Below are 26,482 nucleotides of genomic sequence, written 5' to 3' on the forward strand. Positions count from 1 at the left end.
CCACGAATTTAGTGAATTTATTGAAAGTAGGAGGAATATAATGGATAGTTTTTTTTAAATCCATACCATCTGTCTTATTCACATTTGAAATAAACCGGCATAGAACATAAAACACGGATGGAAACTCTGCTCCGGCACCATGCCGGTCAGAATCCGAAATCGTCTATCTCAACTTTGTGCTCTTCGCTTTCTTTGAATGGTTTTGCTTCTTTTTGTACGGGATTTCCTTCGATATAGATGGCACGGAATGGACGGGCGGGGCAAACATATTCACATCCTCCACAACCTACACATATTTCTTTATTTACATGAGGAATTGTCAATCCATCCTTATACGGCACCATTGCCACAGCTTGTGTGGGGCAGTGTTCGGAGCAGGCTCCGCAACTGGTTCCATCAGTATAAACAATGCAATTTTCCTCGATGAAAACAACATATCCCATTTGTGTAAGATGTTTTTGCTCTACACTTATGGGAAGAATTGCTCCATTGGGACAGACATCTCCACAGACAGTACAGTCAAAGTTACAAAATCCTTTCTCAAAGCTAACAGTAGGTTGCATCATGCCTGCCAAGCCATATTCCATAAAAGCCGGTTTCAAGATATGAGAAGGGCATTTGCTGACACAAAGATGACAGGATGTGCATTGCTGTTGGAAGTGTTCCCGACTGATAGACCCCGGAGGAGTGATCGGATTCTCCTTTTTGTATGCCTTCTTACCTTCCAGGCTTGCTACAGATTCCTTGGCCTGGGAGATGAGTTTGGGGGTTGCTCCGGCAGTAACAAGACCGGCGACCAAAAAACGACGTTTGGATGAATCCAAATCCGGTGATGATGGTGCAGGAGTTTCTACGTCAGACTGTTTTTTTAAAGAAGGGGCGTAAACTAATGCTTTTTGTTTGCATGCTCCCAAACAGTTGAAACAATCTACACAACGACTATAATCAATAGCGTGTTCTTTACTATTGATGCAAGCTGCTTTGCATTTGGTGGCACAAAGCCCGCATCCATTACATTTGGCAGTATCAATACGGACTTTGAATAATGAAAATCGGCTCAATAACCCCAATATTGTTCCTACGGGACAAATCGTATTGCACCATGTCCGTCCATGTTTCCATGCCATTACAAAGATGGCTGCAAGAGTAATAATAGCGATGAGAAGGGAAGAAATGCTCAAGATGGAGGTGTCTACCTGATAAAATGTATAATTGTCAAATCTGGCAAAGAGTGATTCCAGCAGATTATTCCCCAGCATATAGATAGGTTTGAATATGTGTACTACTACACGTCCATACGCACTGTACGGATCGAGCAAACCAACAATAAATGTAAATCCACATAGAAACCCGACCACTGTCAGTCCGAGCACACCCCAGCGCAATTTGTTTTTTGCAGGACTGTAACTATATCTTTTTTTCTTTTTTCCCGTTGCTTTGGAAATTCGTGCAATCACATCCTGCAAGATACCCATAGGGCAGATTGTAGAACAATATACACGCCCGAATAAAAGCGTTAACACAATGAGAAATAATAAGATACCTATACTTAGTGAAAGGATGGCCGGAATAAATTGCAAATGTGCCAGCCGATGAAAACTGTTCGGTAATATTTCTGCAAAATCGAGAAAAAAGAAAGAAATCAGCACAAATAAAAGTGCTGATATTCCAATACGTAGCCTTCTTAACATGGTCGTTTTACATCTTAATTCGCTTGACATTCAATTTGTCAATGTTCATGGTTCCTATTTTCAATGCTTCCCCATTGGCGAGATGTCCTACTGTATCCAGTGGCATCTCACGTACTTGATTGAAGAACTTGGCAGCAGCCGTATCCACGGCTACAATATCCGGTGAGATAAACAATCCTTTTGCCAGTACAACATCGGATGCAGAGCGTCCCCGGGGACCGTTTGTTTTCATGATCCGGTAGGCGTCTACTACGTTGAGTACAGCTTTCTTCTGTAATGTACAGATATCTGCGATGCATTGTTGCAAATCGTTCTGGTGGAAGAATCCGCGATCCCACACAATCCCCATGTGATTTTTCATGGAGATAGTCAGATTGGCACCTCCGTGATTCTTCAGAATAGGAACATTGATCCATACATCACAATCCAGAATCGCTTCGTGCACTTTGGCTTTCTTCATCTTTTTGCCTTTTGGCAGATCAATTGGTTTGTAATACGACTCTAGATGTGCAGGCATTACTTTGGCTCCGGCTTTTTTGGCAGCAGCTTCAATACCACTGTTTTTGTAGCATTTCTGCCAATCGTCACAAGTATGGTCGAACACGACCACTTCTTTAGCTCCGGCGGCAAAACATTGTCTGACAATTTCTTCAATCAGTTTCGGATTCGTATTTCCTGCCAGTTCCGGCACTTTATCCCAACCGATATTAGGTTTTACAACCACTTTCTGTCCCGGTTTCACGAATTGTTTTATACCACCCAGTTCGCTTATGGCGCGGCGGAACATCTCTTCGGGTTCTCCGCCCATAACGGCCACCAGGTCAGGATTGCTTCCGTTTGCTTTATTGATTGTTTGAGTTAACACCTCCATAGCCTCCGAACGCTGTATAGTCAGGGCGGCTCCGGTGATAGCTACTGTTTTTAAAAAGTCCCTTCTGTCCATCTTTCTATATAAGTTTAGAGTTTTGCAATTGCTTTCAGGAGGGCGTATCCGCCGAACCATTGCAGTAACATTCCCGGAATACCGATACGGAAGTCCTGTACTGCTTCGTAGAAACTTCCGACGATGGCCCATTCAAATGCAACGCCTATGACCTGATAAGTGAGTACGACACCAAGAATGGCCAGTAATGAAACCGATTTTATAGTACGTGCTGCAAGAGCTGAAGCTCCGGCGAGTAAGGACGATTTGATTAATAGGATGGGAAGTACCGCCTCCGAGGGCATGGCAAACAATAAATGATTGATGATTGGTGAAAGAATAGCAGTCAATAATCCTACAAGAAAACCATATTTATAAGCCGCAATCAGCGTGAAAAAATAAATAGGTAACAGGGTAGGACCACCATAAGGTACAAGATGGCATAATTGTGGAAGTGCAATGTTGCCCGCTACGAATAGTAAGGCGAACAGGTAGGTTTTCACATTGCTGTGTTTCAGCGAATAGAGTTTGACGGATGTTTCCATTTTCGTTGATACTTTAATGTTGAATAGAACAATAATATATTAATAATAAGACTTTTCTCCAGATAAAAGGTTTAATCCGACTGGTATATAATTTTAATCCCGTAGGAAAAGAAAGTTGCAGGCGCTTGAAAGTAATTGTCAGTATAAGTGGCAGTTTCTTCCTATAACAACGAAAGAGAAGCCTTGTATGTTCGGAATAAGCATACCTAATGTCCCGATAATTGTATAATGATATGCAATTTCGTTATGGGAGATTATCCGTTCATTCTTTCTTTAATCTTTCCCCATGCATGCGTATCGAATAGACAACTTTGGCGCATCGTCTCATACATCTCTTTAAACCTGGACATAGGTATGGTATAGCTTAGTTTGTCTGCTTCGAAATGAGGGCGAACCGATGGGTCGAAGAAACCGAGGAAAGTGCGTTTGCCTCCTTTACGATTCTCTATCGTGGCTTGCGTCACTACAGCACTACAGCCGGAACCAAAGGTAGAAACGACGCAATCTGCTGCCAAGTGGTCAAGCCCGAAAGCATATCCGGATTTGCCAGAAATACGACACCTTCTATTTCTTCAAGGCTTTCTACCTTATCTATACGTGCAAAATGAAGATACTTGTTTTCTGTTCGGGGAACTCCGATTTGCTGTATAAAGTCGATGACCATTTCAGGAGTCTGTTTGTATTTCTCTTTGAGCGAAACGAAAGTTGGTACACGTTCTGGCATTTCGGTGAAGCCAGTATAGAATTTACCGCCGCCACAACCGATGTTCTCGGCATTCAGGCTGATAATACCACCATCTCTTACCGTCTTCATACCTTTGAAGAAGCAACCGTTTATCTTTTCTGTTTCTCCTTTTTGTTCGTCCGAGTACCAGAAAACAAGAGGCAATTCAGCATTTTCTCCGAATGCCTCTTTGAAATTTTGAATAAAAGTTTGGATGTCCATAAGCTTATCAATTTTAGTTCTGTATGTAGGTCTTTCTACAAAGTTAGAATAAAAAAGGATAAGCGCAAGTGATTTAAAAGTTAATGTTTGATACACTTTTTTTACACTCTTCCAGCTTTTCCAATCCCTCTTTCGACAGTTTGGGGTAATGTAAATCCAATTGCTGCATCCGGTCACAAATAATTCGTCCTACTGCGTAACGCATGAACCATTTATTATCGGCAGGGATTACATACCATGGAGCCAGTTCCGTCGATGTCTCCGTCAGTACATCGGCATAAGCATTCATATAGTCCTCCCAGAATTGACGCTCTTTGATGTCCGCCGAAGAGAATTTCCAGTTTTTAGATGCATCGTCCAGTCGCTCCATGAATCGATTTTTCTGTTCGGCTTTCGATACATTGAGAAAGAATTTCAGGACAATCGTTCCATTCTCTGTCAGATAGCGTTCAAAATCGTTGATTTGTCGATAACGACGCTTCCAGAAGTCGGGATCAATGTCATTTACGGTTTCGACACCTGGTAACTTGTTGGATAGAATAATTTCCGGATGCACTTTGGCAATCAGTACATCCTCGTAGTGCGAACGGTTGAAAATACCGATTCGTCCTCTTTCCGGGAGAGAGCGATTGATACGCCAGAGATAATCATGGTCCAGTTCTTCAGCAGACGGTTGTTTGAACGAATACACCTGGCATCCCTGTGGGTTAATGCCGGACATCACATGCTTGATAGTCCCGTCTTTTCCTGCAGCATCCATCGCCTGAAAGATAATCAGGATTGAATACCGGTCTTGTGCATAAAGCATACTTTGCAGCTCCGAAAGCTTCTCAATATCCTTTGCCAGTTGCTCTTTAGCGTCTTGTTTGGATAAATCGCCAGTGAATGACGAGTCAAAATCCGATACCGAATGTTTCTTTCCGGGCTTTGCCAGCAGGTCTTTTAGAATATCTTTTTTCATGTGACGGTAGTTTTAATAGTTCTATTTAAATAAAACAGTTGAGGCAGTCAATTGGTTTTTATAATCAGTATGTTTGAGACATTTCATGAGAAAGAGGCTTCTTGACGGATAATGACCAAAAATGAACGGATATTGCTCTGGTATCATGAAGGAATTTATCCGAAATTTGCAATCGAATTAGTTCTATATAATAAAAGAAACAATGAAGTATTTGAATAAAGAAACCAATGGTATCACCCTTTCACGTATCGGACTGGGTGCCATGAGAATGGCTGACGTTCAGCAGGGAGTCGATACGATACATGCTGCGCTGGACAGTGGAATTACGTATCTGAACACGGGGGACTTTTATGGTCACGGAGAAAGTGAACTGGTGATCCGCGAGGCTTTGAAAACCCGGAAGCGCGAAGACATTTTTATCGCCGTCAAGTTTGGTGGAATGCTCACTCCAGATGATCGGTTCTATGGTATTGACGTCCGCCCGCAGAACGTACAAAATTATTTGGCTTACACCTTGAAACGATTAGGCACAGATTATGTTGACCTCTATCAGCCAGCACGTATCAATCCGCACATCCCGGTGGAAGATACTATTGGTGCCGTTGCCGATCTTGTAAAAGCTGGTTATGTGCGTAGTATCGGGATCACCGAGATAGATGCTGAAACGTTGCGTCATTGGCTTTGGTAGGCTCGCGTACTGTCGATCAGCTTCACGATACCGTGAAAGCGATTGATATTCACTTTAGTCCGGAGGATTTGCAACGTATCGAGCAGATAATCCCTAAAGAATATGCTTCCAATTCGGCAATGTTACCGATTAATCTGGACGAGAACGGGCTGTTTAGATTCTAACGCCATTCGTTGTCTTTTCACCTTTCTTGTACTCCAATGGTGAGAGACCTGTATTCCTTTTAAAGAACTTCCCGAATGTAGACTGATCCGGGAAGTTCAATTCTATTGCGATTTGGTTGATCGTCTTGTTCGGTTCACGAAGTAGAATTTTGGCTTCTGTAATCACTGCATTGATAATCCACTTTGCCGCTGACTGCCCATCATACTCTCTGACCACTTTCGATAAATAATCAGGAGTTACACAAAGTTTATCTGCATAAAAAGTGACTTCTCTGTGCATCCGGCATTCCTCCATAAGTAATTCCCTGAACTGTTGACGGAGGGTTTCACTGCGGGATAGTCCCAGCTCTCCGTCACCATACCTATGCCAGCGGCAGTTGTCAAGGTCAAAGAATAGATTTATAATCTGATTCTTGATGACATAAGAGTGGTAGACGTGTTCTTTATCAGGAATATAACTTTTAATGAGTTCAACCTGTTTTCTCAAACGCAGGCTTTCTTCCTTATTCAACTCTTGCCTGGTATGTAATTTTTTCAACTGACCCGCCTGTTGCAGACGGATGCCGGATGTCATAGCCATTATTTCCTTTTTCAATTCAGCAGAATGAATGATGAGATAGCCTTTGAAATCGGCTGAATAAGCTGTATGCTCTATGATATCATCCGGATAAACCTGCATCACCGTGTTCTTTTTCAGTGTGTGCGACAAATAGTTTATTCCTATTGTAATTTCTCCGGAAAGAACAAAGATGAGGGAGTAGCCTTTCAAGCGTATCGGATAGTTTTTGACTTGAACCGGCGAACGACGGGAGTTATCCATATCTATGACGGACAATTGCTCCTGAAAGGTAGCTTCTGCGGATATTCTTTCAAAGTATTCTGGCAAAGCTAAATCTACCACTTGTTCCATAAAAACACTATTATAATTTGTAGAAAACAAAGTTCGCACTATTCTTACAGAAAAAAGAGAGTATAGGCCACTTTGTTTTAGTCAGAATCCGATATTACATATTTTTAAGACGATAGCGTCTTCAATCGGGAGAAAAACAGACATTCAACTTCGTTTTCAATAATAATTACTTATATTTGTCCGGATATGGAATAAGAAAAACCGATATGAAGTATTTGTTAATATGTGCAGGCTTGCTTCTCATAGTCTTTCACTCATGGGGACAGGAGAGGCTTGCGGATAGAATCGCTCCTCCGTCAGGATATGTCAGAGAGACCTGCTCCGATAATTCGTTTACAACTTATTTGCGCAATTTGCCATTATTGCCTAAAGGCAGTAAAGTGTTACTTTACAATGGAAAAGAAAAAGCCAATCAGGCAGCCGCATTTGCAGTCGTAGATATGGAGATAGGCAATCGTGATTTGCAGCAGTGTGCCGATGCAGTGATACGCTTGCGGGCGGAATATCTGTGGAAACATAAACGGTATGCAGACATAAAATTCAACTTCACAAGTGGATTTACTGCCGAATATAAGAAATGGGCGGAGGGAAATCGAATAAAAGTCAACGGTAATCAGGTTCAATGGTATGCTTCGGGCAAGGGAGTGGATTATTCCTATAAAACTTTCCGTAACTATCTCGATATGGTTTTTATGTATGCCGGAACTGTCTCTTTATCTCGTGAACTCCCAGCTGTGCTTTATACTTCCTTGCAACCCGGGGATGTCTTTATTAAAGGCGGTTCACCCGGTCATGCTGTGATTGTTATGGATGTTGCCATTCATCCGAATACCGGGAAGAAAGTATTTCTCCTGGCACAAAGCTATATGCCTGCCCAACAGATTCATATCCTGGTCAATCCAACCAGCCGAAACCTTTCTCCCTGGTACGAGCTGACCGAAACGGATACTGGGAAACTATACACTCCGGAATGGATTTTTGAGAAGAAAGATCTGAAGCGTTTTAAATAGGATAATAGACATAAATGCAACATAGCAAAGAAATAATTAAATCTTTTCTTACTTGATTTTCCATCTTTTCCTTATCTTTGGCATTCAACAAACCGTTTTAATCATACAACAACGAAAAACAACCGATTATGAATTATGATTTATCAATGAATGCTAACCAGTTGGTGGCATTCCTTCAGAAACCAACTTCAGAGTTTACAAAAGCTGACATTATCTCATTTATCCAGCAAAAAGATATCCGCATGGTTAATTTTATGTATCCGGCGGGAGACGGGCGTCTGAAAACTCTGAACTTTGTCATCAACAATCAAGCTTATCTGGAAGCTATTCTTACTTGTGGAGAACGGGTAGACGGTTCCAGTCTTTTTTCTTTCATAGAAGCGGGCAGTAGTGACCTTTATGTGATTCCCCGTTTCTGCACTGCATTCGTTGATCCGTTTGCCGAGATTCCGACGCTGTCCATGCTTTGCTCTTTCTTCAATAAAGACGGTGAACCACTTGAAAGTGCACCAGAACATACTCTTTACAAAGCAAGCAAGACTTTTACAGAAGTTACCGGAATGGAATTTCAAGCAATGGGCGAATTGGAATATTATGTAATAGCTCCGGACACCGGTATGTTCCAGGCAACCGATCAACGTGGTTATCATGAATCGGGTCCTTATGCTAAATTCAATGAATTCCGTACCCAATGTATGTCTTACATCGCACAGACAGGCGGACAAATAAAGTATGGACACTCCGAAGTAGGTAATTTTACGCTGGATGGTTATATCTATGAGCAGAATGAAATAGAATTCCTGCCGGTTCCCGTATCGCAGGCAGCAGATCAATTAATGATTGCCAAATGGGTGATTCGTAACCTGGGATTTAGATATGGATACAATGTAACCTTTGCTCCAAAGATTACGGCAGGTAAAGCAGGTTCGGGCTTGCATGTCCACATGCGTATCATGAAAGACGGAAAGAACCAGATGCTGAAAGACGGTGTTTTGTCGGAAACAGCACGCAAGGCAATTGCCGGAATGATGGTGCTTGCTCCGTCAATTACTGCTTTTGGAAATACCAATCCTACTTCTTATTTTCGTCTCGTTCCTCATCAGGAAGCACCTACCAATGTTTGTTGGGGAGATCGTAACCGCTCTGTATTAGTACGTGTACCTCTGGGATGGGCTGCAAAAACAGATATGTGTACATTGGCAAATCCGTTGGAAGCTGAAAGTCATTTTGACACCAGCCAGAAGCAGACTGTAGAAATGCGTTCTCCGGATGGTTCGGCAGATTTGTATCAACTGTTGGCTGGTTTGGCTGTTGCCTGCCGTCATGGTTTTGAGATTGAAAATGCGCTGGACATTGCTGAAAAAACTTATGTAAATGTGAATATCCATCAGAAAGAAAACGAAGATAAGCTGAAATCACTGGCGCAACTGCCGGATAGCTGTGAAGCTTCTGCCGATTGCCTGCAACAACAACGGGCAATCTTTGAACAATATAATGTATTCAGCCCGGCAATGATTGATGGTATCATCCGCAGACTTCGTGGTTATGAAGATAAAACATTGCGTGCGGATTTGGAAGGAAAGCCGATGGAGATGTTAGATCTCGTACATAAGTATTTCCATTGTGGATAATTAAAAAATGATATACGGATAAAAGACTATCTTCGGTTGAAAGGTAGTCTTTTATTTTTTTATATAATACATTCAGACCAAACAGGCTACAAATTTACAGGTTTGGTCTACTTAATGCCGGGTTTGGTCTACAAACTCTCTACACAGATCGGTAAAACTCTACTTTTGTCTCATTCAAACCCTAAAACAGATAAAAGAATGAGGATTATTTTGTTAAGTGCGTTCGCCTTGTTTCTATTACTTCCTGAAAATATACAGGCACAGGTTACTGTGAAAACCGGGTATATATCTTCTTCCCGATATAAAGATGAAAACGGACAGTATCCCGGGAAAGGGGATATGTGCTTTGTGGAAGGGAACGTCAATATTCCCGTATCACAGAAAATGAATGAAAGAAATCAGCCCACAATTTGGATGATTTCGGCAGGAGGAAGCTATACGGCAATGAATAATAAGAATCTTCAATCTTACATAGACATAGATCAAATCATAAATATGCAGTTGAGCGTAACCAATATTCGCCCTATCAGCAAAAAATGGCTCTTGTTGACGACAGTTGGTGCAGGTGTTTATACCTCTTCTGATGTAAAACTGAAGAATGTCCTGGGACAGGGAGGAGTTATTTTCATCCGGCAGTTCAAGTCCAATTTATCTCTTGGAGCCGGATTGGCTATAAATAACACGTTTGGTTATCCGATGGTATTTCCTGCTATTTATTTTGATTGGAGCACCGAAGGACGTTATCAGATTAAAGTTTCGATGCTGAATGCCATGGAAGTATCGGCAGGAATGAAAATGAATAAATATCTGAATCTAAGGTTAGTGGCAGAAATGAACGGGTCATTGGCATTGTTGGAAAGAGAAGGAAAAGATACTATGTTTTCCCAGCAATTCATTATTGTAGGTTTACAACCGGAAGTAAGTATGGGGAATTCTTTTTCAATCACTGCTACTGCCGGTGTGTCGTGTAGCAGAATAGCTTATTACACTACCCGCACTTTAAAGGCTTTCTTCGAAGATATGTCTAAAGATACTGATCCATATTTTAAACCGGCAATGTATGTTTCGGTGGGAATGAAGTATAAGTTCTAAAAAAATGGTAACTTTATCGCCTGATGTCAGTTAAGATACTATTATATACGTTACTGAAGCAAATTGGGATATTTCTTGTAGTCTCCTTTTTAGTGTTCAGAGGCACTTTTGTCGAAAGCGATAGTTTAGGGCTAAATCTTTCTACGGGAGTTAGTCTTTTACTTTCTGTCATTCTATGGGGAATCATAAATCTGCATACTTACTGGTTAATTCCCGGTTATCTGTTTCAGCGTAGATATAAAAAGTATATCATATATTTGAGTTGCCTTGTTGGATTTATGCTGACCGCCATGGTTGGTGCTATTTGTTTTCTAGGGCAATATTATGTTATACCCGAACAGATGCAAAGACTAAACAGTGATCTCCCTTTCTTTCTGTTGATAAATGCATTGGCACTGATACTCTATTTCCTGGCTTTTTCTTTTACTATTTTTCTGCATCGTTGGGTGGCCTATCAACAACGATTAAATGAATTGGAGAATATTAGCATACAGACTGATCTAAATCATTTGAAAGATCAACTCCAACCGGAGTTTTTTTCGAGAATATTGAATAAGGTACGAACCTTGCTGGGAGAAGATGGAGAAAAGGCGTCATTGCTTATCTTTAAATTAAGTCGGTTGCTTAGATACCAACTTTATGAAAGTGAACGGCAAAAGGTATTGTTGGGAGATGATATCGATTTTATGGCTGATTATATGAAGTTGGAGAAACTATGTAATCCGGAGTTTAATTTTGAAGTCAACATCCTGAATGAAGTGCGTTATATACAAGTTCCTCCTTTATTGTTTATGCCTGTGATAGAATATGTGATTCGGACAACGGTATGTGGAGAGAATGGAAAGGGAGAAAATATAAGGATCGATTTTCAAATGGAAGAGAATCAGCTTCGATTCATTTGTACATACTGTCTGCGAAAAAAGGAAAGTCTGCAAGTAGCACCTGCTTTTGACAAGTTACGGCAACGATTGGACTTGTTATATCCGGGAGATTATCAATTAAAAAGTGACTATAATGATGAGGCACTGTGTACCATTGGTTTAATGTTGGGATTATGAAAGATACCTGGAATGTATACGATTGGGGGAAGAATCTGGTAAATGACCGTTTCAGGCTTATCAGTAATTTACTATTGCTATTTATTATACTCTTTTTGGGCTTTCAGAATGTATATGGAGATTTTACTAGAGAAGGTTTCCTATATGCATATCCGGTTAGTATATTGGTTTTTGCATTTCCTATCTATCTGAATATATATTGGTTAGTGCCCCGTTTCCTGTATAAGGCCAAGCGCAAGTTATGGTGTTATTGGATTTCGTTTCTCGGAGTCAATTTAGTGAGTGTATTATTAGGATTTATATTTCTGTCTCCATTATATCAACGATACGGTATTCGTGGGTTTTGTATACAGGATAACCATGCTGTTTCTTTTGATAGTATTGCTTATGGAGTATTAGTACTGCTATTAAGTGCAGGTGGCTGTACGAGCTTTGAACTATTCCGCCGTTGGGTTGTCTCCGATAAAAAGATTCTTGAATTGGAGAAGGCGACTAAACAGACAGAATTGCAACAATTAAAGAAACAGATCAATCCGCATTTTCTTTTTAATATGCTGAATAATGCCAATATTTTGGTAAAGGATGCTCCGGATGAGGCTTCACAGATATTGGAGAAACTGGACAATCTACTTCGCTACCAGTTGAATGACAGTACAAGAAGAGAAGTATTTCTTACTGCAGATATACAGTTTCTCACCAGCTTTCTTGAATTGGAGAAGGTGAGAAGGGATCATTTTGAATATACAATCTTTCAAGAGGGAAATATGGAGAATATCTGTATTCCTCCGTTATTGTTTATCCCTTTTGTAGAGAATGCGGTGAAACATAATTTGGATAGCGACAATTTATCTTATGTTCACTTGTATTTTTCTGTGCATAATAAACAGTTGACGTTTCGTTGCGAAAATTCTAAGCCCCGTGTTCCTGTTAAGCGGGAAGGGGGAATAGGGTTGGCCAATGTGAAACGCAGACTGGATTTACTTTATGAATCACGGTATACGCTACAGATAGAAGATAAAGAAACAACTTATAATGTCAACTTACATCTAAACTTATGAATTGTATTATTGTTGATGACGAGCCGGTAGCTCGCAAAGGTATGAAGTCATTGGTGGAGCAGATTCCACAACTGACATTGGTGGGTAGCTTTAATAATGCTATCGCAGCGTCCGCTTATATAAATGAATATACGGTTGATCTGATTTTCCTTGATATTCAGATGCCGGGAATTACCGGAATAGAATTTGCGCAAAGCATTCCCGTGAATACGTTGATTGTCTTTACAACGGCGTATGCGGAATATGCACTCGATAGTTATGAAGTAAGTGCCATTGATTATTTGGTGAAGCCCATTGAAATGAACCGTTTTCTGAAAGCAGTCAATAAGGCAATAGCATATCATAAACTGTTATTGTCGGAAACAGCCGAAAGAGTGGAGGAGATACAGGAAGAATATATCTTCATCAAATCGGAACGACGCTATATCAAGATAAACTTCAGTGATATTCTTTTTATTGAAGGACTAAAGGATTATTCCATTCTCCAATTGGAAGATCAGCGGGTGATTACTAAGATGAATCTGAAAAATATTCATGAGCAACTGCCCGCTAAACAGTTTCTCCGGATAAACAAGTCCTATATTGTCAATACCTCACGGATTGACTCTTTTGATACCAATGATATTTTTATTAAGTCTTATGAGATAGGAATAGGAGGTGGAAACTATAAGAAAACGTTTTTTGAGGAATTTGTAGCGAAGAATTTGCAGAAAGACTAATCCGGTAGTTTACATGGAATGGCTTGGTATAAAAAGAATAAGAACGTTAAGTATTGGCCTATTTTCATAAAAAAGATGTTTTGCAGAAAGAAAAAGGAGAGAATATAGTGCAATATCCCCAAATAATGCCTTTCTTTGCATCAACAACAATAAAGAGGTTTATTACGATTTGATTTTTTTACATGAATCTTCTCATTTATTTGAGCATATCCATCTCTAATTAAGATCTTCCTAAAACTTTCTTATTGAATTATTAATTTTTTATATTTGTATTTTATGAATTTGTACATTGGAAATCTTAGCTATAATGTTAAGGAATCAGATTTGAGACATGTAATGGAAGAGTATGGAACAGTTGCTTCAGTAAAGTTAATCACAGATCGTGAAACTAGAAGATCAAAAGGTTTTGCGTTTATCGAAATGCCGGATGATGCAGAAGCTGCTAAAGCTATCGAACAATTGAACGGTGCAGAATATGTAGGTCGTTCAATGGTAGTAAAAGAAGCATTGCCAAAGAATTAATACTGAATACATATACAGTAATAGAGAAAGGCGCACTAGGTAACTAGCGCGCCTTTCTTCTGTTAATCCTCATTGTTATCTTCTTCATCATCCACCATATTATTGAGTTCCAATTCCAGGTCTACCAGCTCTTGTTCCCATAATTTCAGGATATTCTTCGGTGTATCTTTTGCAGCTTTCTTTATTCTTTCTTGAGCAACAGATACTTCATGCTCTAATTGTCTACGTCTGCTCATATTTCTATTGTTTTGATTATAAAATGATAACAACTCGTGTGGGGAATAGTTCGACGGGATAAAATTAAAAGTAATGGGGTGAACTATTCACAAATAAAGGATGTTTTGTAATCTGAATCTTTAAAAACATACAGTCATGCTCAATTTAATAGCCGTTTTCTTAGTATGTTCAGGTATCGGAATTGCAGTACATATTGCCATAGACCTGACACATCGTCCGCAATCAATGAAGATAATGAATGCAGTCTGGATATTATCTGCATTATGGGGAAGTTATTTAGCTTTATGGGCGTATAATAAGTTTGGACGGAGTGTTCCGATGAAAGTGGAGGATGATGGGATGAAAATGGATATGTCTGGCATGAAAGATATGTCTGATATGAAGGGAATGGATATGTCCGGTATGAAAGATAATATGACGATGGATATGGCCATGCCGGGAGAAATGTCGATGCAAGGAATGCAACGTCCTTATTGGCAATCGGTAGCTTTGTCAGCGCTTCATTGTGGTGCAGGATGTACATTGGCAGATATCATAGGAGAGTGGTTTACAAACTACGTTCCTGTAACTGTGGCAGGAAGTCAGCTCTTTGGTAATTGGGTACTTGACTTTATTCTGGCTTTGATGATTGGTGTTTATTTCCAATTCTATGCTATTCGGGAGATGGAAAAAATATCGGTAGGTAATGCTTTAGCTCGTGCTTTCAAAGCGGATTTCTTTTCTCTTTTGTCCTGGCAGGTAGGAATGTATGGCTGGATGGCGATTGTCTATTTTGTATTGTTCATTAATGAACCGTTACCCAAAGACACATGGATATTCTGGTTTATGATGCAGTTGGCTATGCTTTTCGGCTTCTTCTGTGCATATCCTATGAATGCTCTTCTTATAAAATTAGGTATAAAGAAAGGTATGTAAAATAAATGCAGATTTACTCTAAACGATAAGTATGTAATTACTTATTTGAGGGAGTGAATCTACATCTATTATGATATGACTACTTTTGTCTTTTCTTTCTCGTTTGGAGTTTATCTTTTCAATAGTTTCGGTATACCCGAAGGTTCTTGTGCTACCCGAATACCGGCAGCTTCTAAAGATTCAATCTTCTCTTTTGCCGAACCGGAACTTCCCGAAATGATAGCTCCTGCATGTCCCATCTGCTTCCCCGGAGGAGCTGATTGCCCTGCAATAAATGCCACTACAGGTTTGGTTACATTATTGCGGATATATTCAGCCGCTTGTTCTTCTGCGTTTCCTCCAATCTCTCCAATCAGGACGATCGCTTCTGTTTCCGGATCATTTTGAAACATCTCCAGCAGTTGACGGAAATGAAGACCTACAACAGGGTCACCCCCGATGCCGATAGCAGTGGATTGTCCCATGCCATTCGCCGTTAAGTGATACACAATTTCGTAAGTGAGTGTTCCGCTACGGCTGATAACTCCGACATTTCCTTCTAAAAAGACCTGTCCCGGTAAAATACCCACCATGCTTTTTCCCGGAGAGATCAGTCCCGGACAGTTGGGGCCGATCAGCATAGCACCTTTTTGTTCGACAAACTGGTGCGCCTTAATTACATCTAGCGTGGGGATTCCTTCCGCAATGCAGACGATTAACCGGATGCCCGCATCTGCTGCCTCCATAATGGCATCTGCCGCAAAACGTGCCGGAACAAAAATGATAGAAGTATTGGCTTTCGTTTGTTCAACCGCGTCATACATAGTGTTGAATACGGGGATGCCGTCTACATCTGTTCCTCCTTTGCCCGGAGAAGTTCCTCCAACAACATGAGTTCCGTATTCTTTCATCTTCTTGGCATGGAAAAGTCCGTCTCTCCCAGTAATTCCCTGTACAATCAGGCGGGTGGATTTATCTATTAATATGCTCATAATTGCTTTATTTATTAATTAATGATTTGGGTACTTATTATGCTTTCAGAGCCATAAGAGCAGCTTCTTTCATCGTTGTGGCTATTTGGAAACGGTTGTAATTCCGTAACAGTTCCCGTCCGATATGCTCATTAGTGCCTGTAAGCCGTACGATAACAGGTACATTACTGTTTATCTGCTCGAATGCCTGAAGAAGCCCCATTGCTACATCATCACAGCGGGTGATTCCTCCAAAAATATTAATCAGGACCACTTTCACTTTTTCATCCTGCAATAAAAGTTTCATGGCTTCAATTACCTTGACAGGATTGGAACTACCACCAATGTCGAGAAAATTGGCTGGCTGACCTCCATAAAGTTTAATCATGTCCATAGTAGCCATAGCGAGTCCGGCACCATTTACCATACAACCGATGTTACCATCCATGTGGACATAACTGAATCCTTTATCTTTAGCGTCTGCTTCTATTCTTTCTTCCTCCGTCGGATCAAATAAAGCATGTACCTCCGGATGGCGATAGAGCGCATTGTCATCAAAAACAATCTTTGCGTCAATAGCCATCAACGTACCTTTCTTGGTTAGTGCCAGCGGATTTACTTCCACTAATGATGCATCATTTTCCATGAAGATCTTATAAAGTTCCTGAAGGATGGCCGCCATTTTACCCGCCTGCTCCATTTGAGGAAAGAGGGAGAAAGCAAAACGCCTTGCCAGATAGTCGGGAAGACCAATAAATGGATTGATTGAATATCGGATGATTTTCTCCGGTGTTTGACGGGCTACCTCTTCGATATCCATACCGCCGGATGTACTCATCATCAGAACGACAGAACGTGTATTTCGGTCGATGGTGTAACTGACATAATATTCGGCAGCAATATCTACCGCCTCACTAACCAGTACTTGATTGACCGGAAGTCCTTTAATACTCATTCCGAGAATATTTTTAGCTTCCTGATAAGCATCTTCCGTATTGTTTACCAGTTTCACTCCTCCGGCTTTTCCCCGGCCTCCGGTTAATACCTGTGCTTTTATAACCACCCTGTCTGTTCCCATCCTCCGGTAAGCGGCTATGACACCTGCGGCTGTACGGCATAAAGTGTGCCTCTCGACAGGTATTCCGTACTTGGAGAAAATCTCTTTCGCTTGATATTCATGTATTTTCATGGCTCATAAATTTGAGTAAATGATTCCTGTAATAAAAACAATAGCAAGATACGGAAAGTTTGCCAGAAAAGAAAAGTAACGGGGTGTTATACAACATGTTAATCCGTATGCTATGAATAGGCTTAATATAAAAAAGCGTGTTGGCAATAGTTACCAACACGCTTCATATATTTAAAGATAAAGTCTTTCTTACGGATGCTTATGCAATACCGTGAGCGTTGACAGTACCGTCAATTTTCTTAATCAGTCCTTGAAGTACTGCACCCGGGCCACATTCTGTAAAATCAGTAGCACCGTCGGCAACCATATTCTTAACAGACTGTGTCCAGCGTACGGAAGCAGTCAGCTGGGCAACCAGGTTCTTTTTGATTTCTGCGGGATCAGTGTGAGGAAGTGCGTCTACATTCTGATATACCGGACATTTAGGAGTATGAATTTCCGTAGCCTTGATAGCAGCTTCCAATTCAACTTTGGCAGGGTCCATCAATGGAGAATGGAAAGCACCACCTACTTTCAGCGGAAGAGCACGTTTAGCTCCGGCAGCTTTCATCAGTTCGCAAGCTTTTTCGATACCTGGTACAGAACCGGAGATAACGATTTGTCCCGGGCAGTTATAGTTAGCCGGTACGCAAACTTCACCTTCTGCATTTACTGCTGCGCAGATTTCTTCTACTTTCTCATCAGGCAATGCAATAATGGCAGCCATAGTAGAAGGAGTAGCTTCGCATGCTTTCTGCATAGCCATTGCACGTGCATAAACAAGTTTCAAACCATCTTCAAAACTCAATGCACCGGCAGCTACCAATGCAGAGAATTCGCCGAGTGAGTGGCCGGCAGTCATTTCCGGTTTGAAGTCATCACCCATGCAAAGAGCAGAGATAACAGAGTGAAGGAATACGGCAGGCTGAGTAACCTTTGTCTGACGGAGATCTTCGTCTGTGCCATCGAACATGATATCTGTAATGCGATATCCGAGGATATCATTTGCTTTTTCAAACAATTCTTTTGCTAAAGCTGAGTTTTCATACAGGTCTTTACCCATTCCTACAAATTGAGCGCCTTGACCGGGAAATACAAATGCTTTCATATTTTTATTATTTAATTGATTTTTAATTGCGGGTGCAAAGTTACGTATTTTTATGATACAACCGCACAAAATGTACACATTTGTGCAACGGAGTCCGGAAAATGCCATAAAGGGCCGTTGCCGTGTCCGACATTCAATTCTTTTCCTGCGATAATAGCTTGAGTGATATACGTTTTAGCGTGCTGGATGGATTCTCGTATAGGGTATCCTTTGGCCAGATAAGTAGCAATGGCGGAGGAGAGGGTGCACCCGGTTCCATGCAGGTTATGGCTTTCTATCTTTTTCTCCTCATATATATGGTAGATAGATTCGGACGTGTGCAAAAGGTCGCACATATTGTCTCCCTCCAGATGTCCGCCTTTTAACAAGATGCTAGTGTGATAATCGTCCGTCAGCATTTTGGCGGCTGCCTGCATGTCCTGAATGTTGTGAATACTTTTGCCTGTAAGCACCTTCGCTTCGTCGATGTTGGGAGTGATTAATGTCACAAGCGGCAAAAGTTCTTTTTTTATTTCTTCTATTGCTTCATCTGTCATGAGTTTCTTTCCGCTGGTAGACACCATTACCGGATCGTAGACGACGTATGCAGGTGAATATTTTTGTAAACAGTCGGAAATCACACGAACAATCTGAATATCATTTACCATTCCTATTTTGATGGCAACCGGTTGCAGGTCGTCCATCACTGCTTCTATTTGTCCACGAACAATGTCAGGGGCGATAGATTGTACGGCACGTACTCCCAGTGTGTTTTGTATGGTGATGGCAGTAATAGCCGATGCCGCATAGCCACCTAAAGCGGAGATTGTTTTTATGTCTGCTTGAATACCTGCGCCTCCCGAACAATCGGAGCCGGCAATGGATAAAATGACTGGATGACGTTCCATTTTAGATTTTTTAATATTTACCCGACAAAGATAGAATAAAAAACGATAAGGTACAAAATGGCATATCGTTTAAAATACAATAAGTACCTTTACCGCTATCTGCTTGAAATGATATGAAAAGTACTGATAATAAAGCGTCCATCTAGTTTTTGTACTTTATACAATTACTCACTCGCGGAAATACTAAAATACATATTGTAATTCGTAAGATAACACTAACTATTCATATTGTAGAATGTATGATATGTATTTATATGAAAAACAATGTTTTATAGCATAGTTCTTATTTTTGTTTTGATGAGTTTTAGCCTCTATATTTGCACCGTCTTAAAGAAATGGATATGCAAAATTTACAGAAAAATACACCTTTAGCAAACAATCATATATCAGTGGACTGTGTAGTGATTGGTTTTGACGGAGAACAACTGAAAGTGTTGCTTGTAAAACGTGCAGGTGAAGATAATGGAGAAGTATATCACGATATGAAACTTCCCGGAAGTCTTATATATATGGATGAAGACCTGGATGAAGCAGCACAACGAGTTTTGTATGAACTGACAGGACTTAAAAATGTGAATCTGATGCAGTTTAAAGCATTCGGTTCTAAAAACAGAACAAGTAATCCGAAAGATGTACGTTGGCTGGAAAGAGCTATGCAGTCAAGAGTGGAACGCATTGTAACTATTGCGTATCTGTCGATGGTGAAGATAGACCGTACGTTGGATAAGAATTTGGACGATCATCAGGCTTGCTGGATTGCTTTGAAAGACGTGAAAACATTGGCTTTCGACCATAATCTGATTATAAAGGAAGCAATGACTTATATTCGTCAGTTTGTAGAATTCAATCCATCCATGCTGTTCGAACTGCTTCCGCGCAAATTTACAGCTGCACAATTAAGAACCCTTTTTGAATTAGTATACGACAAAGCTGTGGATGTACGCAACTTCCATAAAAAAATAGCCATGATGGAATATGTAGTTCCTCTGGAAGAAAAACAACAAGGAGTGGCTCACCGTGCTGCCCGTTATTATAAATTTGATAAGAAGATATATAATAAGGTGAGAAGGTAGACTTTATTCAAGAATTAAGTATCAAGTATTAGGTATTAAATATTAGGCGTTGAATGTTAAAGTATTAATTGTCGGGCATTGAGCGTTAAATCGTAAATAGTAAATCGTTTAATCGTAAATAAAATTATGTTTCTATTAGGTTATGACATAGGTAGCTCGTCTGTAAAAGCGAGTTTGGTAAATGCTGAAACAGGCAAATGTGTATCATCGGCATTTTTTCCGAAAACAGAAGCGAATATTATTGCAGTGAATCCCGGATGGGCGGAACAAGATCCTGAAAGTTGGTGGGAAAACTTAAAGTTGGCTACACAGGCTATTATGACCGAATCCGGAGTGAGTGCTGCTGAAATAAAGGCCATCGGTATCTCTTATCAGATGCACGGATTGGTATGTGTCGATAAGAATCAGCGTGTATTGCGTCCTGCTATTATCTGGTGTGACTCCCGTGCTGTGCCATACGGCCAGAAAGCGTTTGAAATAATCGGAGAGAAGAGATGTCTTTCTCATTTGTTGAACTCGCCGGGAAACTTTACAGCTTCCAAGTTGGCATGGATTAAAGAAAATGAACCTGCCATCTATGAGCAGATTTACAAGATAATGCTGCCGGGTGATTATATTGCCATGAAGTTGAGTGGAGAGATTTGCACAACCGTTTCCGGACTTTCGGAAGGTATGTTCTGGGATTTCAAGAACAACCGGGTGGCTGACTTCCTAATGGATTATTACGGATTCGACTCTTCTTTGATCGCAGATATAAAACCGACTTTCGCGGAACAAGGACGCGTCAGTGCAATGACTGCCAAAGAACTTGGACTGAAAGAAGGAACACCTATTACTTATCGTGCAGGTGACCAGCCTAACAATGCTCTCTCTCTGAACGTGTTCAATCCGGGCGAGATTGCTTCTACGGCGGGAACATCAGGAGTGGTTTATGGTGTGAACGGTGAAGTGAACTATGATCCGCAGTCACGTGTCAATACCTTTGCCCATGTCAATCATACAATAGACCAGACACGTCTGGGAGTATTGCTTTGCATCAACGGAACAGGTATTCTTAATTCATGGGTAAAACGCAACATTGCTCCCGAAGGAATATCTTATAATGAAATGAATGTGTTGGCTTCCAAAGCTCCTATCGGTAGTGCGGGAATCAGTATTCTACCCTTTGGTAACGGTGCCGAGCGCATGTTGAATAATAAAGAAATCGGTTGCAGCATCCGTGGATTGGACTTCAATGCACATGGTAAACACCACATCATCCGTGCCGCTCAAGAAGGTATCGTATTCTCTTTTAAATATGGTATTGATATCATGGAGCAGATGGGAATTCCCGTGAAGATGATCCATGCCGGACATGCTAATATGTTCTTGAGTTCTATCTTCCGTGATACGTTGGCGGGAGTTACAGGAGCCACTATCGAGCTTTATGATACAGACGGTTCAGTAGGAGCTGCGAAAGGTGCAGGTATTGGTGCAGGCATCTACAAAGATAACAATGAAGCATTTGCTACGCTTGACAAACTGGATGTGATCGAGCCTAATGTGGCGAAACGTCAGGAATATGCAGACGCGTACGCAAAATGGAAATACCGTCTTGAAAAGTCGATGATCGGTAACATACCGGCTCCGGTTCTTTCTTCAGATAAGTAATTAACAATTTAAATAATAACCATTTAAAAATAAAAGAATTATGGCAACAAAAGAATTTTTCCCAGGAATTGAAAAAATTAAGTTCGAAGGTAAAGATAGTAAGAATCCGATGGCATTCCGTTACTACGATGCTGAAAAGGTAATCAACGGTAAGAAGATGAAAGATTGGTTGAGATTTGCTATGGCATGGTGGCATACTTTGTGTGCTGAAGGCGGTGACCAATTCGGTGGCGGAACAAAACAATTCCCTTGGAATAGTAATGCTGACGCTATACAAGCTGCAAAAGATAAAATGGATGCAGGTTTCGAATTCATGCAGAAAATGGGTATCGAATACTACTGTTTCCACGATGTAGACTTGGTTTCTGAAGGTGCAAGCATTGAAGAATACGAAGCTAACCTGAAAGCAATCGTAGCTTATGCAAAACAGAAACAAGCTGAAACAGGCATCAAACTGTTGTGGGGTACTGCCAACGTATTTGGTCATGCACGTTATATGAACGGTGCTGCTACTAATCCTGATTTTGACGTAGTAGCTCGTGCTGCTGTTCAGATCAAGAATGCAATCGACGCAACTATTGAACTGGGTGGTCAAAACTATGTATTCTGGGGTGGCCGTGAAGGCTATATGTCTCTTCTGAATACAGATCAGAAACGTGAAAAAGAACATCTGGCAAAAATGCTGACTATGGCTCGTGATTATGCTCGTGCTCGTGGCTTCAAAGGTACTTTCCTGATCGAACCGAAACCGATGGAACCAACTAAACACCAGTATGATGTAGATACAGAAACTGTAATCGGCTTCCTGAAAGCTCATGGCTTGGATAAAGATTTCAAAGTGAATATTGAAGTAAACCACGCAACTTTGGCTGGCCACACTTTCGAACACGAATTGGCAGTAGCAGTAGACAACGGTATGTTGGGTTCTATCGACGCTAACCGTGGTGATTATCAAAATGGTTGGGATACAGACCAGTTCCCGATTGACAACTACGAACTGACACAAGCTATGATGCAAATTATCCGTAATGGCGGCTTGGGTAACGGTGGAACAAACTTCGACGCTAAAACTCGTCGTAACTCTACTGACCTGGAAGATATCTTCATTGCTCACATCGCAGGCATGGATGCTATGGCTCGTGCATTGGAAAGCGCAGCTGCTCTGTTGAACGAATCTCCATATAAGAAAATGTTGTCTGACCGTTACGCTTCATTCGATGGTGGTAAAGGTAAAGAATTTGAAGATGGCAAGTTGACTTTGGAAGATGTAGTTGCTTATGCTAAAGCAAACGGTGAACCGAAGCAAACTAGCGGTAAACAAGAACTTTATGAAGCAATTCTGAATATGTATTGCTAATAATTAATTCACCACAGAGTAGCACAGGGGCTCGCAGAGCTCATTTTCATTCAATATTGTATTTCTATGTGAAACTCTGTGTCACTCTGTGGTGAGATTTCCAACTACTACAACACTACTTTATCTACTTATAACCATGATTAATACAACGAACGAGGGTAGTAAACTCTACCTATATTCGATCACCTCTGTCGCCATTTTGGGAGGACTGCTTTTCGGATACGATACAGCCGTTATTTCCGGTGCAGAGAAAGGCTTGGAAGCTTTTTTCCTTTCGGCCTCTGATTTTCAATACAATAAAGTAATGCATGGGATCACTTCTTCCAGTGCATTAATTGGCTGTGTACTGGGTGGTGCGATCTCCGGTATATTTGCTTCCCGTTTGGGACGTCGTAATTCCTTAAGGCTTGCTGCCGTACTCTTCTTCCTTTCAGCATTAGGTTCCTATTATCCGGAATTCTTATTCTTCGAATATGGAAAGCCGAACATGGATTTACTGATTGCTTTTAATCTGTATCGTGTTTTGGGTGGTATCGGAGTAGGACTGGCTTCTGCAGTCTGTCCGATGTATATTGCTGAAATAGCCCCTTCCAATATTCGTGGAACGCTTGTATCGTGTAACCAGTTTGCTATCATCTTCGGTATGTTGGTAGTGTACTTCGTGAATTTCCTGATTATGGGCGACCATCAGAATCCTGTTATTTTGAAAGATGCAGCCGGTGTGCTGTCTGTTAGTTCTGAATCTGATATGTGGACTGTTTATGAAGGATGGCGTTATATGTTCGGTTCGGAGGCTTTCCCTGCCGCTTTCTTTGGCCTGTTGTTGTTCTTTGTTCCGAAGACTCCTCGTTATCTTGTGTTGATACAGCAGGATGAAAAGGCTTACTCAATTCTGGAAAAGATCAATGGTAAGATAAAAGCACAGGAAATTCTTAATGATATTAAAGCTACTGCTCATGAAAAGACAGAGAAGATCTTTACCTATGGAGTGGCAGTAATTGTAATCGGTATTTTGCTTTCTGTATTCCAGCAAGCTATCGGTATTAATGCCGTACTATATTATGCTCCTCGTATTTTTGAAAGTGCAGGTGCAGAAGGAGGTGGTATGATGCAAACGGTTATTATGGGCGTTGTAAACATTGTCTTTACACTGGTTGCTATCTTCACTGTAGACCGCTTCGGACGTAAACCGTTGTTGATAATTGGTTCTATCGGTATGGCTGTTGGTGCATTTGCAGTAGCAATGTGTGACAGCATGGCAATAAAGGGTATCCTTCCGGTACTTTCAGTGATTGTGTATGCTGCATTCTTTATGATGTCCTGGGGACCGATTTGCTGGGTATTGATCTCGGAAATCTTCCCGAACACTATCCGTGGTAAAGCAGTGGCAATCGCTGTGGCTTTCCAATGGATATTCAACTATATTGTATCTTCTACTTTCCCGGCATTGTACGATTTCAGCCCGATGTTTGCGTATAGTTTATATGGCATTATCTGCGTAGCTGCTGCCATCTTCGTTTGGCGTTGGGTACCTGAAACGAAAGGTAAGACACTGGAAGATATGAGCAAACTTTGGAAGAAAGATAAATAAATTAGGTTAGTGTAATTTCATCATGTCATTATGACTTTGGCCTCCTGACATGATTCTATTGAGATTATGACATCATACCAATGGTATGGTGTCATAATTGTTTATATACATATCGTACAGTAAATCAATCTTTTATTTTGCATTAATTGTTTTATCGTTGGTGTTACAATTAATGTTTTTGCATTTTTGAGTAAATATGTTCTCCAATGATGCACTTATCTTTGCATTATAAAAATTGAAGTATGATAACAGAACAATATAAAGATACCGTTTATTTTTCGAACCTTTTTGTACGTCACTACCCTAAAGTTTATGAAGAATTATCTAATATTCTTTCTCGCCATCATATAGCACATGGGACTTTGATACACACTAAAGATTATTGGTGCCGAGATTATATGCCAATACAGTGGGGAGCTAATACTTATATTCAATTCCGCTATGAACCTGATTATTTGACGGATAAACCACAGTATAAAACTAATATTGTTCCCGTACTTAAAGCCATGAGTAGCAAGATGGATATTATTCAATTGCCACTTATAGTTGATGGAGGGAATGTTGTTGTGTGTGAGGGAAATTCTAAGTGGATGGGATCATGTATAGGAGAGCGGAAACCAATTATTATCATGACAGAAAAGGTGTTCCAAGAAAATTCGCAGATCGATCAGGGAGAAGTACTGGCAATATTAAAGGCAAACTTTCATGGAGCAGATATTATATTTCTACCATGGGATAGATACGATATCTGTGGTCATACAGATGGGATTGTTCACAATATTGGCGATGGTAAGATTTTGGTCAACTTGAAAGTATATCCTCAAAAGATAGAACGGGAGATGAGATGTAGATTGAATGACGTTTTTGTAGTTGTGGATTTAAAACTTAGTAAGTATTATGAGAATAGTTGGGCATACATAAATATGCTTCAGACACGTGATATAATCATTGTCCCCGGACTTGGATTACCTACAGATGGAGAGGCTTTAGAACAGATAAAAGAATTATATCCTTCCTATGAGGGGCGAATTTACCAAATTAATATGGCTCCGATTGTAAAGAAATGGGGAGGTGCATTGAATTGTTTGTCTTGGACTGTGAGTAAATTATAGAAATTATATGATATCAGCATTACCGATTTCCAAACCTATACTTTATATTGATATGGATAATGTTCTGGTTGACTTTCAATCAGGTATTAACAAGTTGAGTGAATACGAAAAGAGAGAGTATGAAGGACGATATGATGAGGTACCTGATATTTTTGCAAGAATGGGTCCGTATGAAGGAGCAATTAATGCCTACCATCATTTAGCGTGTTTTTATGATGTATATATTCTTTCCACGGCACCTTGGAATAATCCTTCTGCCTGGTCAGATAAACTAATATGGGTGAGAAAATGGTTAGGTACAGATGGTTATAAACGATTAATTCTTAGTCATCATAAAAATTTGAACAAAGGAGACTTTTTGATAGATGATCGCCTCAAAAATGGTGCTGAAAATTTTAGTGGTGAATTGATCTTATTTGGTTCGGAACAGTATCCGAATTGGGACTCCGTTGTTGACTATTTGATATCATCTAAGTGAGAAGTAAAAAAAAATGATATATTCGGCACAACTCTTTAC

At 40.5% G+C, this 26,482-nt stretch carries 26 protein-coding genes and 1 pseudogene; 16 read left to right on the top strand and 11 right to left on the bottom strand.

Translation table 11 applies throughout. The features are described 5' to 3' along the window. Positions 1–146: 146 nt before the first annotated feature. From ACT8YW_RS13070 to ACT8YW_RS13090, 5 genes and pseudogenes are all read right to left on the bottom strand, one after another. The gene (locus ACT8YW_RS13070; protein WP_074558158.1) at positions 147–1,691 is read right to left on the bottom strand and encodes a 4Fe-4S binding protein; all 1,545 of its coding nucleotides are present in this window, start codon (positions 1,689–1,691) and stop codon (positions 147–149) included. Between the two features lie 7 nt (positions 1,692–1,698). Then, positions 1,699–2,634: a DUF362 domain-containing protein gene (locus tag ACT8YW_RS13075; protein ID WP_444105431.1), complete on the bottom strand. Its 936-nt coding sequence runs from the start codon at positions 2,632–2,634 to the stop codon at positions 1,699–1,701. A 14-nt stretch (positions 2,635–2,648) separates the two neighbouring features. Then, the gene (locus tag ACT8YW_RS13080) at positions 2,649–3,158 is read right to left on the bottom strand and encodes an ECF transporter S component (RefSeq protein ID WP_444105433.1); all 510 of its coding nucleotides are present in this window, start codon (positions 3,156–3,158) and stop codon (positions 2,649–2,651) included. Positions 3,159–3,412: 254 nt separating this feature from the next. Then, positions 3,413–4,104, bottom strand: a pseudogene (locus tag ACT8YW_RS13085) (DUF169 domain-containing protein). 73 nt (positions 4,105–4,177) lie between these two features. Then, positions 4,178–5,065: a polyphosphate kinase 2 family protein gene (locus ACT8YW_RS13090; RefSeq protein WP_195646440.1), complete on the bottom strand. Its 888-nt coding sequence runs from the start codon at positions 5,063–5,065 to the stop codon at positions 4,178–4,180. A 202-nt stretch (positions 5,066–5,267) separates the two neighbouring features. Between ACT8YW_RS13090 and ACT8YW_RS13095 the strand changes: the two genes are divergently transcribed. Further along, positions 5,268–5,753, top strand: coding sequence for an aldo/keto reductase (locus ACT8YW_RS13095; RefSeq protein ID WP_444105435.1), 486 nt, complete (start codon positions 5,268–5,270; stop codon positions 5,751–5,753). Beyond that, positions 5,741–5,917 carry a hypothetical protein gene (locus tag ACT8YW_RS13100; RefSeq protein WP_444105437.1) on the top strand — a complete coding sequence of 59 codons (177 nt, stop codon included), beginning with the start codon at positions 5,741–5,743 and terminating at the stop codon, positions 5,915–5,917. Before ACT8YW_RS13095 ends, ACT8YW_RS13100 begins: the two co-directional genes overlap by 13 nt. On the opposite strand, the gene ACT8YW_RS13105 is transcribed toward ACT8YW_RS13100, so the two are convergent. Then, on the bottom strand, positions 5,907–6,827 hold the full coding sequence (locus ACT8YW_RS13105; RefSeq protein ID WP_444105439.1) for a helix-turn-helix domain-containing protein: 921 nt from the start codon (positions 6,825–6,827) through the stop codon (positions 5,907–5,909). The two genes, ACT8YW_RS13100 and ACT8YW_RS13105, sit on opposite strands and share 11 nt — an antisense overlap. A gap of 206 nt (positions 6,828–7,033) precedes the next feature. On the opposite strand from ACT8YW_RS13105, the gene ACT8YW_RS13110 reads away from it, so the two are divergent. The 7 genes from ACT8YW_RS13110 to ACT8YW_RS13140 all read left to right on the top strand — a co-directional run bounded on the left by ACT8YW_RS13110 (position 7,034) and on the right by ACT8YW_RS13140 (position 13,917). Then, entirely contained in the window at positions 7,034–7,837 is an 804-nt protein-coding gene (locus ACT8YW_RS13110; RefSeq protein WP_099147320.1) for a DUF4846 domain-containing protein, read from the top strand. Between the two features lie 128 nt (positions 7,838–7,965). Then, entirely contained in the window at positions 7,966–9,468 is a 1,503-nt protein-coding gene (locus tag ACT8YW_RS13115; protein ID WP_022200158.1) for a glutamine synthetase family protein, read from the top strand. 198 nt (positions 9,469–9,666) lie between these two features. Continuing rightward, positions 9,667–10,560 (top strand): DUF6268 family outer membrane beta-barrel protein, encoded by an 894-nt coding sequence (locus ACT8YW_RS13120; protein WP_270603417.1) that lies wholly within the window; start codon positions 9,667–9,669, stop codon positions 10,558–10,560. Positions 10,561–10,901: 341 nt separating this feature from the next. Continuing rightward, positions 10,902–11,618, top strand: a complete 717-nt coding sequence (locus tag ACT8YW_RS13125; RefSeq protein ID WP_444105442.1) for a histidine kinase — start codon at positions 10,902–10,904, stop codon at positions 11,616–11,618. Then, positions 11,615–12,676 carry a sensor histidine kinase gene (locus ACT8YW_RS13130; RefSeq protein ID WP_008647965.1) on the top strand — a complete coding sequence of 354 codons (1,062 nt, stop codon included), beginning with the start codon at positions 11,615–11,617 and terminating at the stop codon, positions 12,674–12,676. The genes ACT8YW_RS13125 and ACT8YW_RS13130 overlap by 4 nt, the downstream gene beginning before the upstream one ends. Beyond that, complete coding sequence (locus ACT8YW_RS13135) at positions 12,673–13,395, top strand: LytR/AlgR family response regulator transcription factor (protein WP_008777003.1); 723 nt, start codon at positions 12,673–12,675, stop codon at positions 13,393–13,395. Before ACT8YW_RS13130 ends, ACT8YW_RS13135 begins: the two co-directional genes overlap by 4 nt. A 276-nt stretch (positions 13,396–13,671) precedes the next feature. Further along, a complete protein-coding gene (locus tag ACT8YW_RS13140) occupies positions 13,672–13,917 on the top strand; it encodes an RNA recognition motif domain-containing protein (protein ID WP_004295865.1) in 246 nt (81 codons plus the stop codon). Between the two features lie 62 nt (positions 13,918–13,979). Here the strand turns inward: ACT8YW_RS13140 and ACT8YW_RS13145 are convergent, their stop codons facing one another. Further along, entirely contained in the window at positions 13,980–14,153 is a 174-nt protein-coding gene (locus ACT8YW_RS13145; RefSeq protein ID WP_004316403.1) for a hypothetical protein, read from the bottom strand. A gap of 136 nt (positions 14,154–14,289) precedes the next feature. Here ACT8YW_RS13145 and ACT8YW_RS13150 point away from each other — a divergent pair, with 136 nt between their 5' ends. Further along, positions 14,290–15,069: a DUF4396 domain-containing protein gene (locus ACT8YW_RS13150; RefSeq protein WP_444105445.1), complete on the top strand. Its 780-nt coding sequence runs from the start codon at positions 14,290–14,292 to the stop codon at positions 15,067–15,069. A 110-nt stretch (positions 15,070–15,179) separates the two neighbouring features. Here the strand turns inward: ACT8YW_RS13150 and sucD are convergent, their stop codons facing one another. The 4 genes from sucD to thiD form a co-directional block, all read right to left on the bottom strand. Further along, entirely contained in the window at positions 15,180–16,040 is an 861-nt protein-coding gene (gene sucD / locus ACT8YW_RS13155; protein ID WP_444105447.1) for a succinate--CoA ligase subunit alpha, read from the bottom strand. 37 nt (positions 16,041–16,077) lie between these two features. Further along, complete coding sequence (gene sucC / locus ACT8YW_RS13160; protein ID WP_444105449.1) at positions 16,078–17,208, bottom strand: ADP-forming succinate--CoA ligase subunit beta; 1,131 nt, start codon at positions 17,206–17,208, stop codon at positions 16,078–16,080. Positions 17,209–17,407: 199 nt separating this feature from the next. Next, a complete protein-coding gene (fabD, locus tag ACT8YW_RS13165; protein WP_004295871.1) occupies positions 17,408–18,295 on the bottom strand; it encodes an ACP S-malonyltransferase in 888 nt (295 codons plus the stop codon). A 50-nt stretch (positions 18,296–18,345) separates the two neighbouring features. Next, positions 18,346–19,182, bottom strand: coding sequence for a bifunctional hydroxymethylpyrimidine kinase/phosphomethylpyrimidine kinase (thiD, locus tag ACT8YW_RS13170; RefSeq protein ID WP_444105451.1), 837 nt, complete (start codon positions 19,180–19,182; stop codon positions 18,346–18,348). Between the two features lie 341 nt (positions 19,183–19,523). Between thiD and ACT8YW_RS13175 the strand changes: the two genes are divergently transcribed. From ACT8YW_RS13175 to ACT8YW_RS13200, 6 genes are all read left to right on the top strand, one after another. Then, positions 19,524–20,255, top strand: coding sequence for an NUDIX hydrolase (locus ACT8YW_RS13175; protein WP_117513002.1), 732 nt, complete (start codon positions 19,524–19,526; stop codon positions 20,253–20,255). 126 nt (positions 20,256–20,381) lie between these two features. Continuing rightward, positions 20,382–21,905 carry a xylulokinase gene (locus tag ACT8YW_RS13180; protein ID WP_444105454.1) on the top strand — a complete coding sequence of 508 codons (1,524 nt, stop codon included), beginning with the start codon at positions 20,382–20,384 and terminating at the stop codon, positions 21,903–21,905. A gap of 40 nt (positions 21,906–21,945) precedes the next feature. Next, a complete protein-coding gene (gene xylA, locus ACT8YW_RS13185; protein WP_444105456.1) occupies positions 21,946–23,262 on the top strand; it encodes a xylose isomerase in 1,317 nt (438 codons plus the stop codon). Between the two features lie 136 nt (positions 23,263–23,398). Further along, a complete protein-coding gene (xylE, locus tag ACT8YW_RS13190; RefSeq protein ID WP_444105458.1) occupies positions 23,399–24,853 on the top strand; it encodes a D-xylose transporter XylE in 1,455 nt (484 codons plus the stop codon). Between the two features lie 242 nt (positions 24,854–25,095). After that, positions 25,096–25,965, top strand: a complete 870-nt coding sequence (locus ACT8YW_RS13195) for an agmatine deiminase family protein (protein WP_444105460.1) — start codon at positions 25,096–25,098, stop codon at positions 25,963–25,965. Positions 25,966–25,972: 7 nt separating this feature from the next. Next, complete coding sequence (locus ACT8YW_RS13200; RefSeq protein ID WP_444105462.1) at positions 25,973–26,443, top strand: 5' nucleotidase, NT5C type; 471 nt, start codon at positions 25,973–25,975, stop codon at positions 26,441–26,443. Positions 26,444–26,482: the final 39 nt, after the last annotated feature.

This window comes from Bacteroides sp., from assembly GCF_052357945.1.
GTDB lineage: Bacteria > Bacteroidota > Bacteroidia > Bacteroidales > Bacteroidaceae > Bacteroides.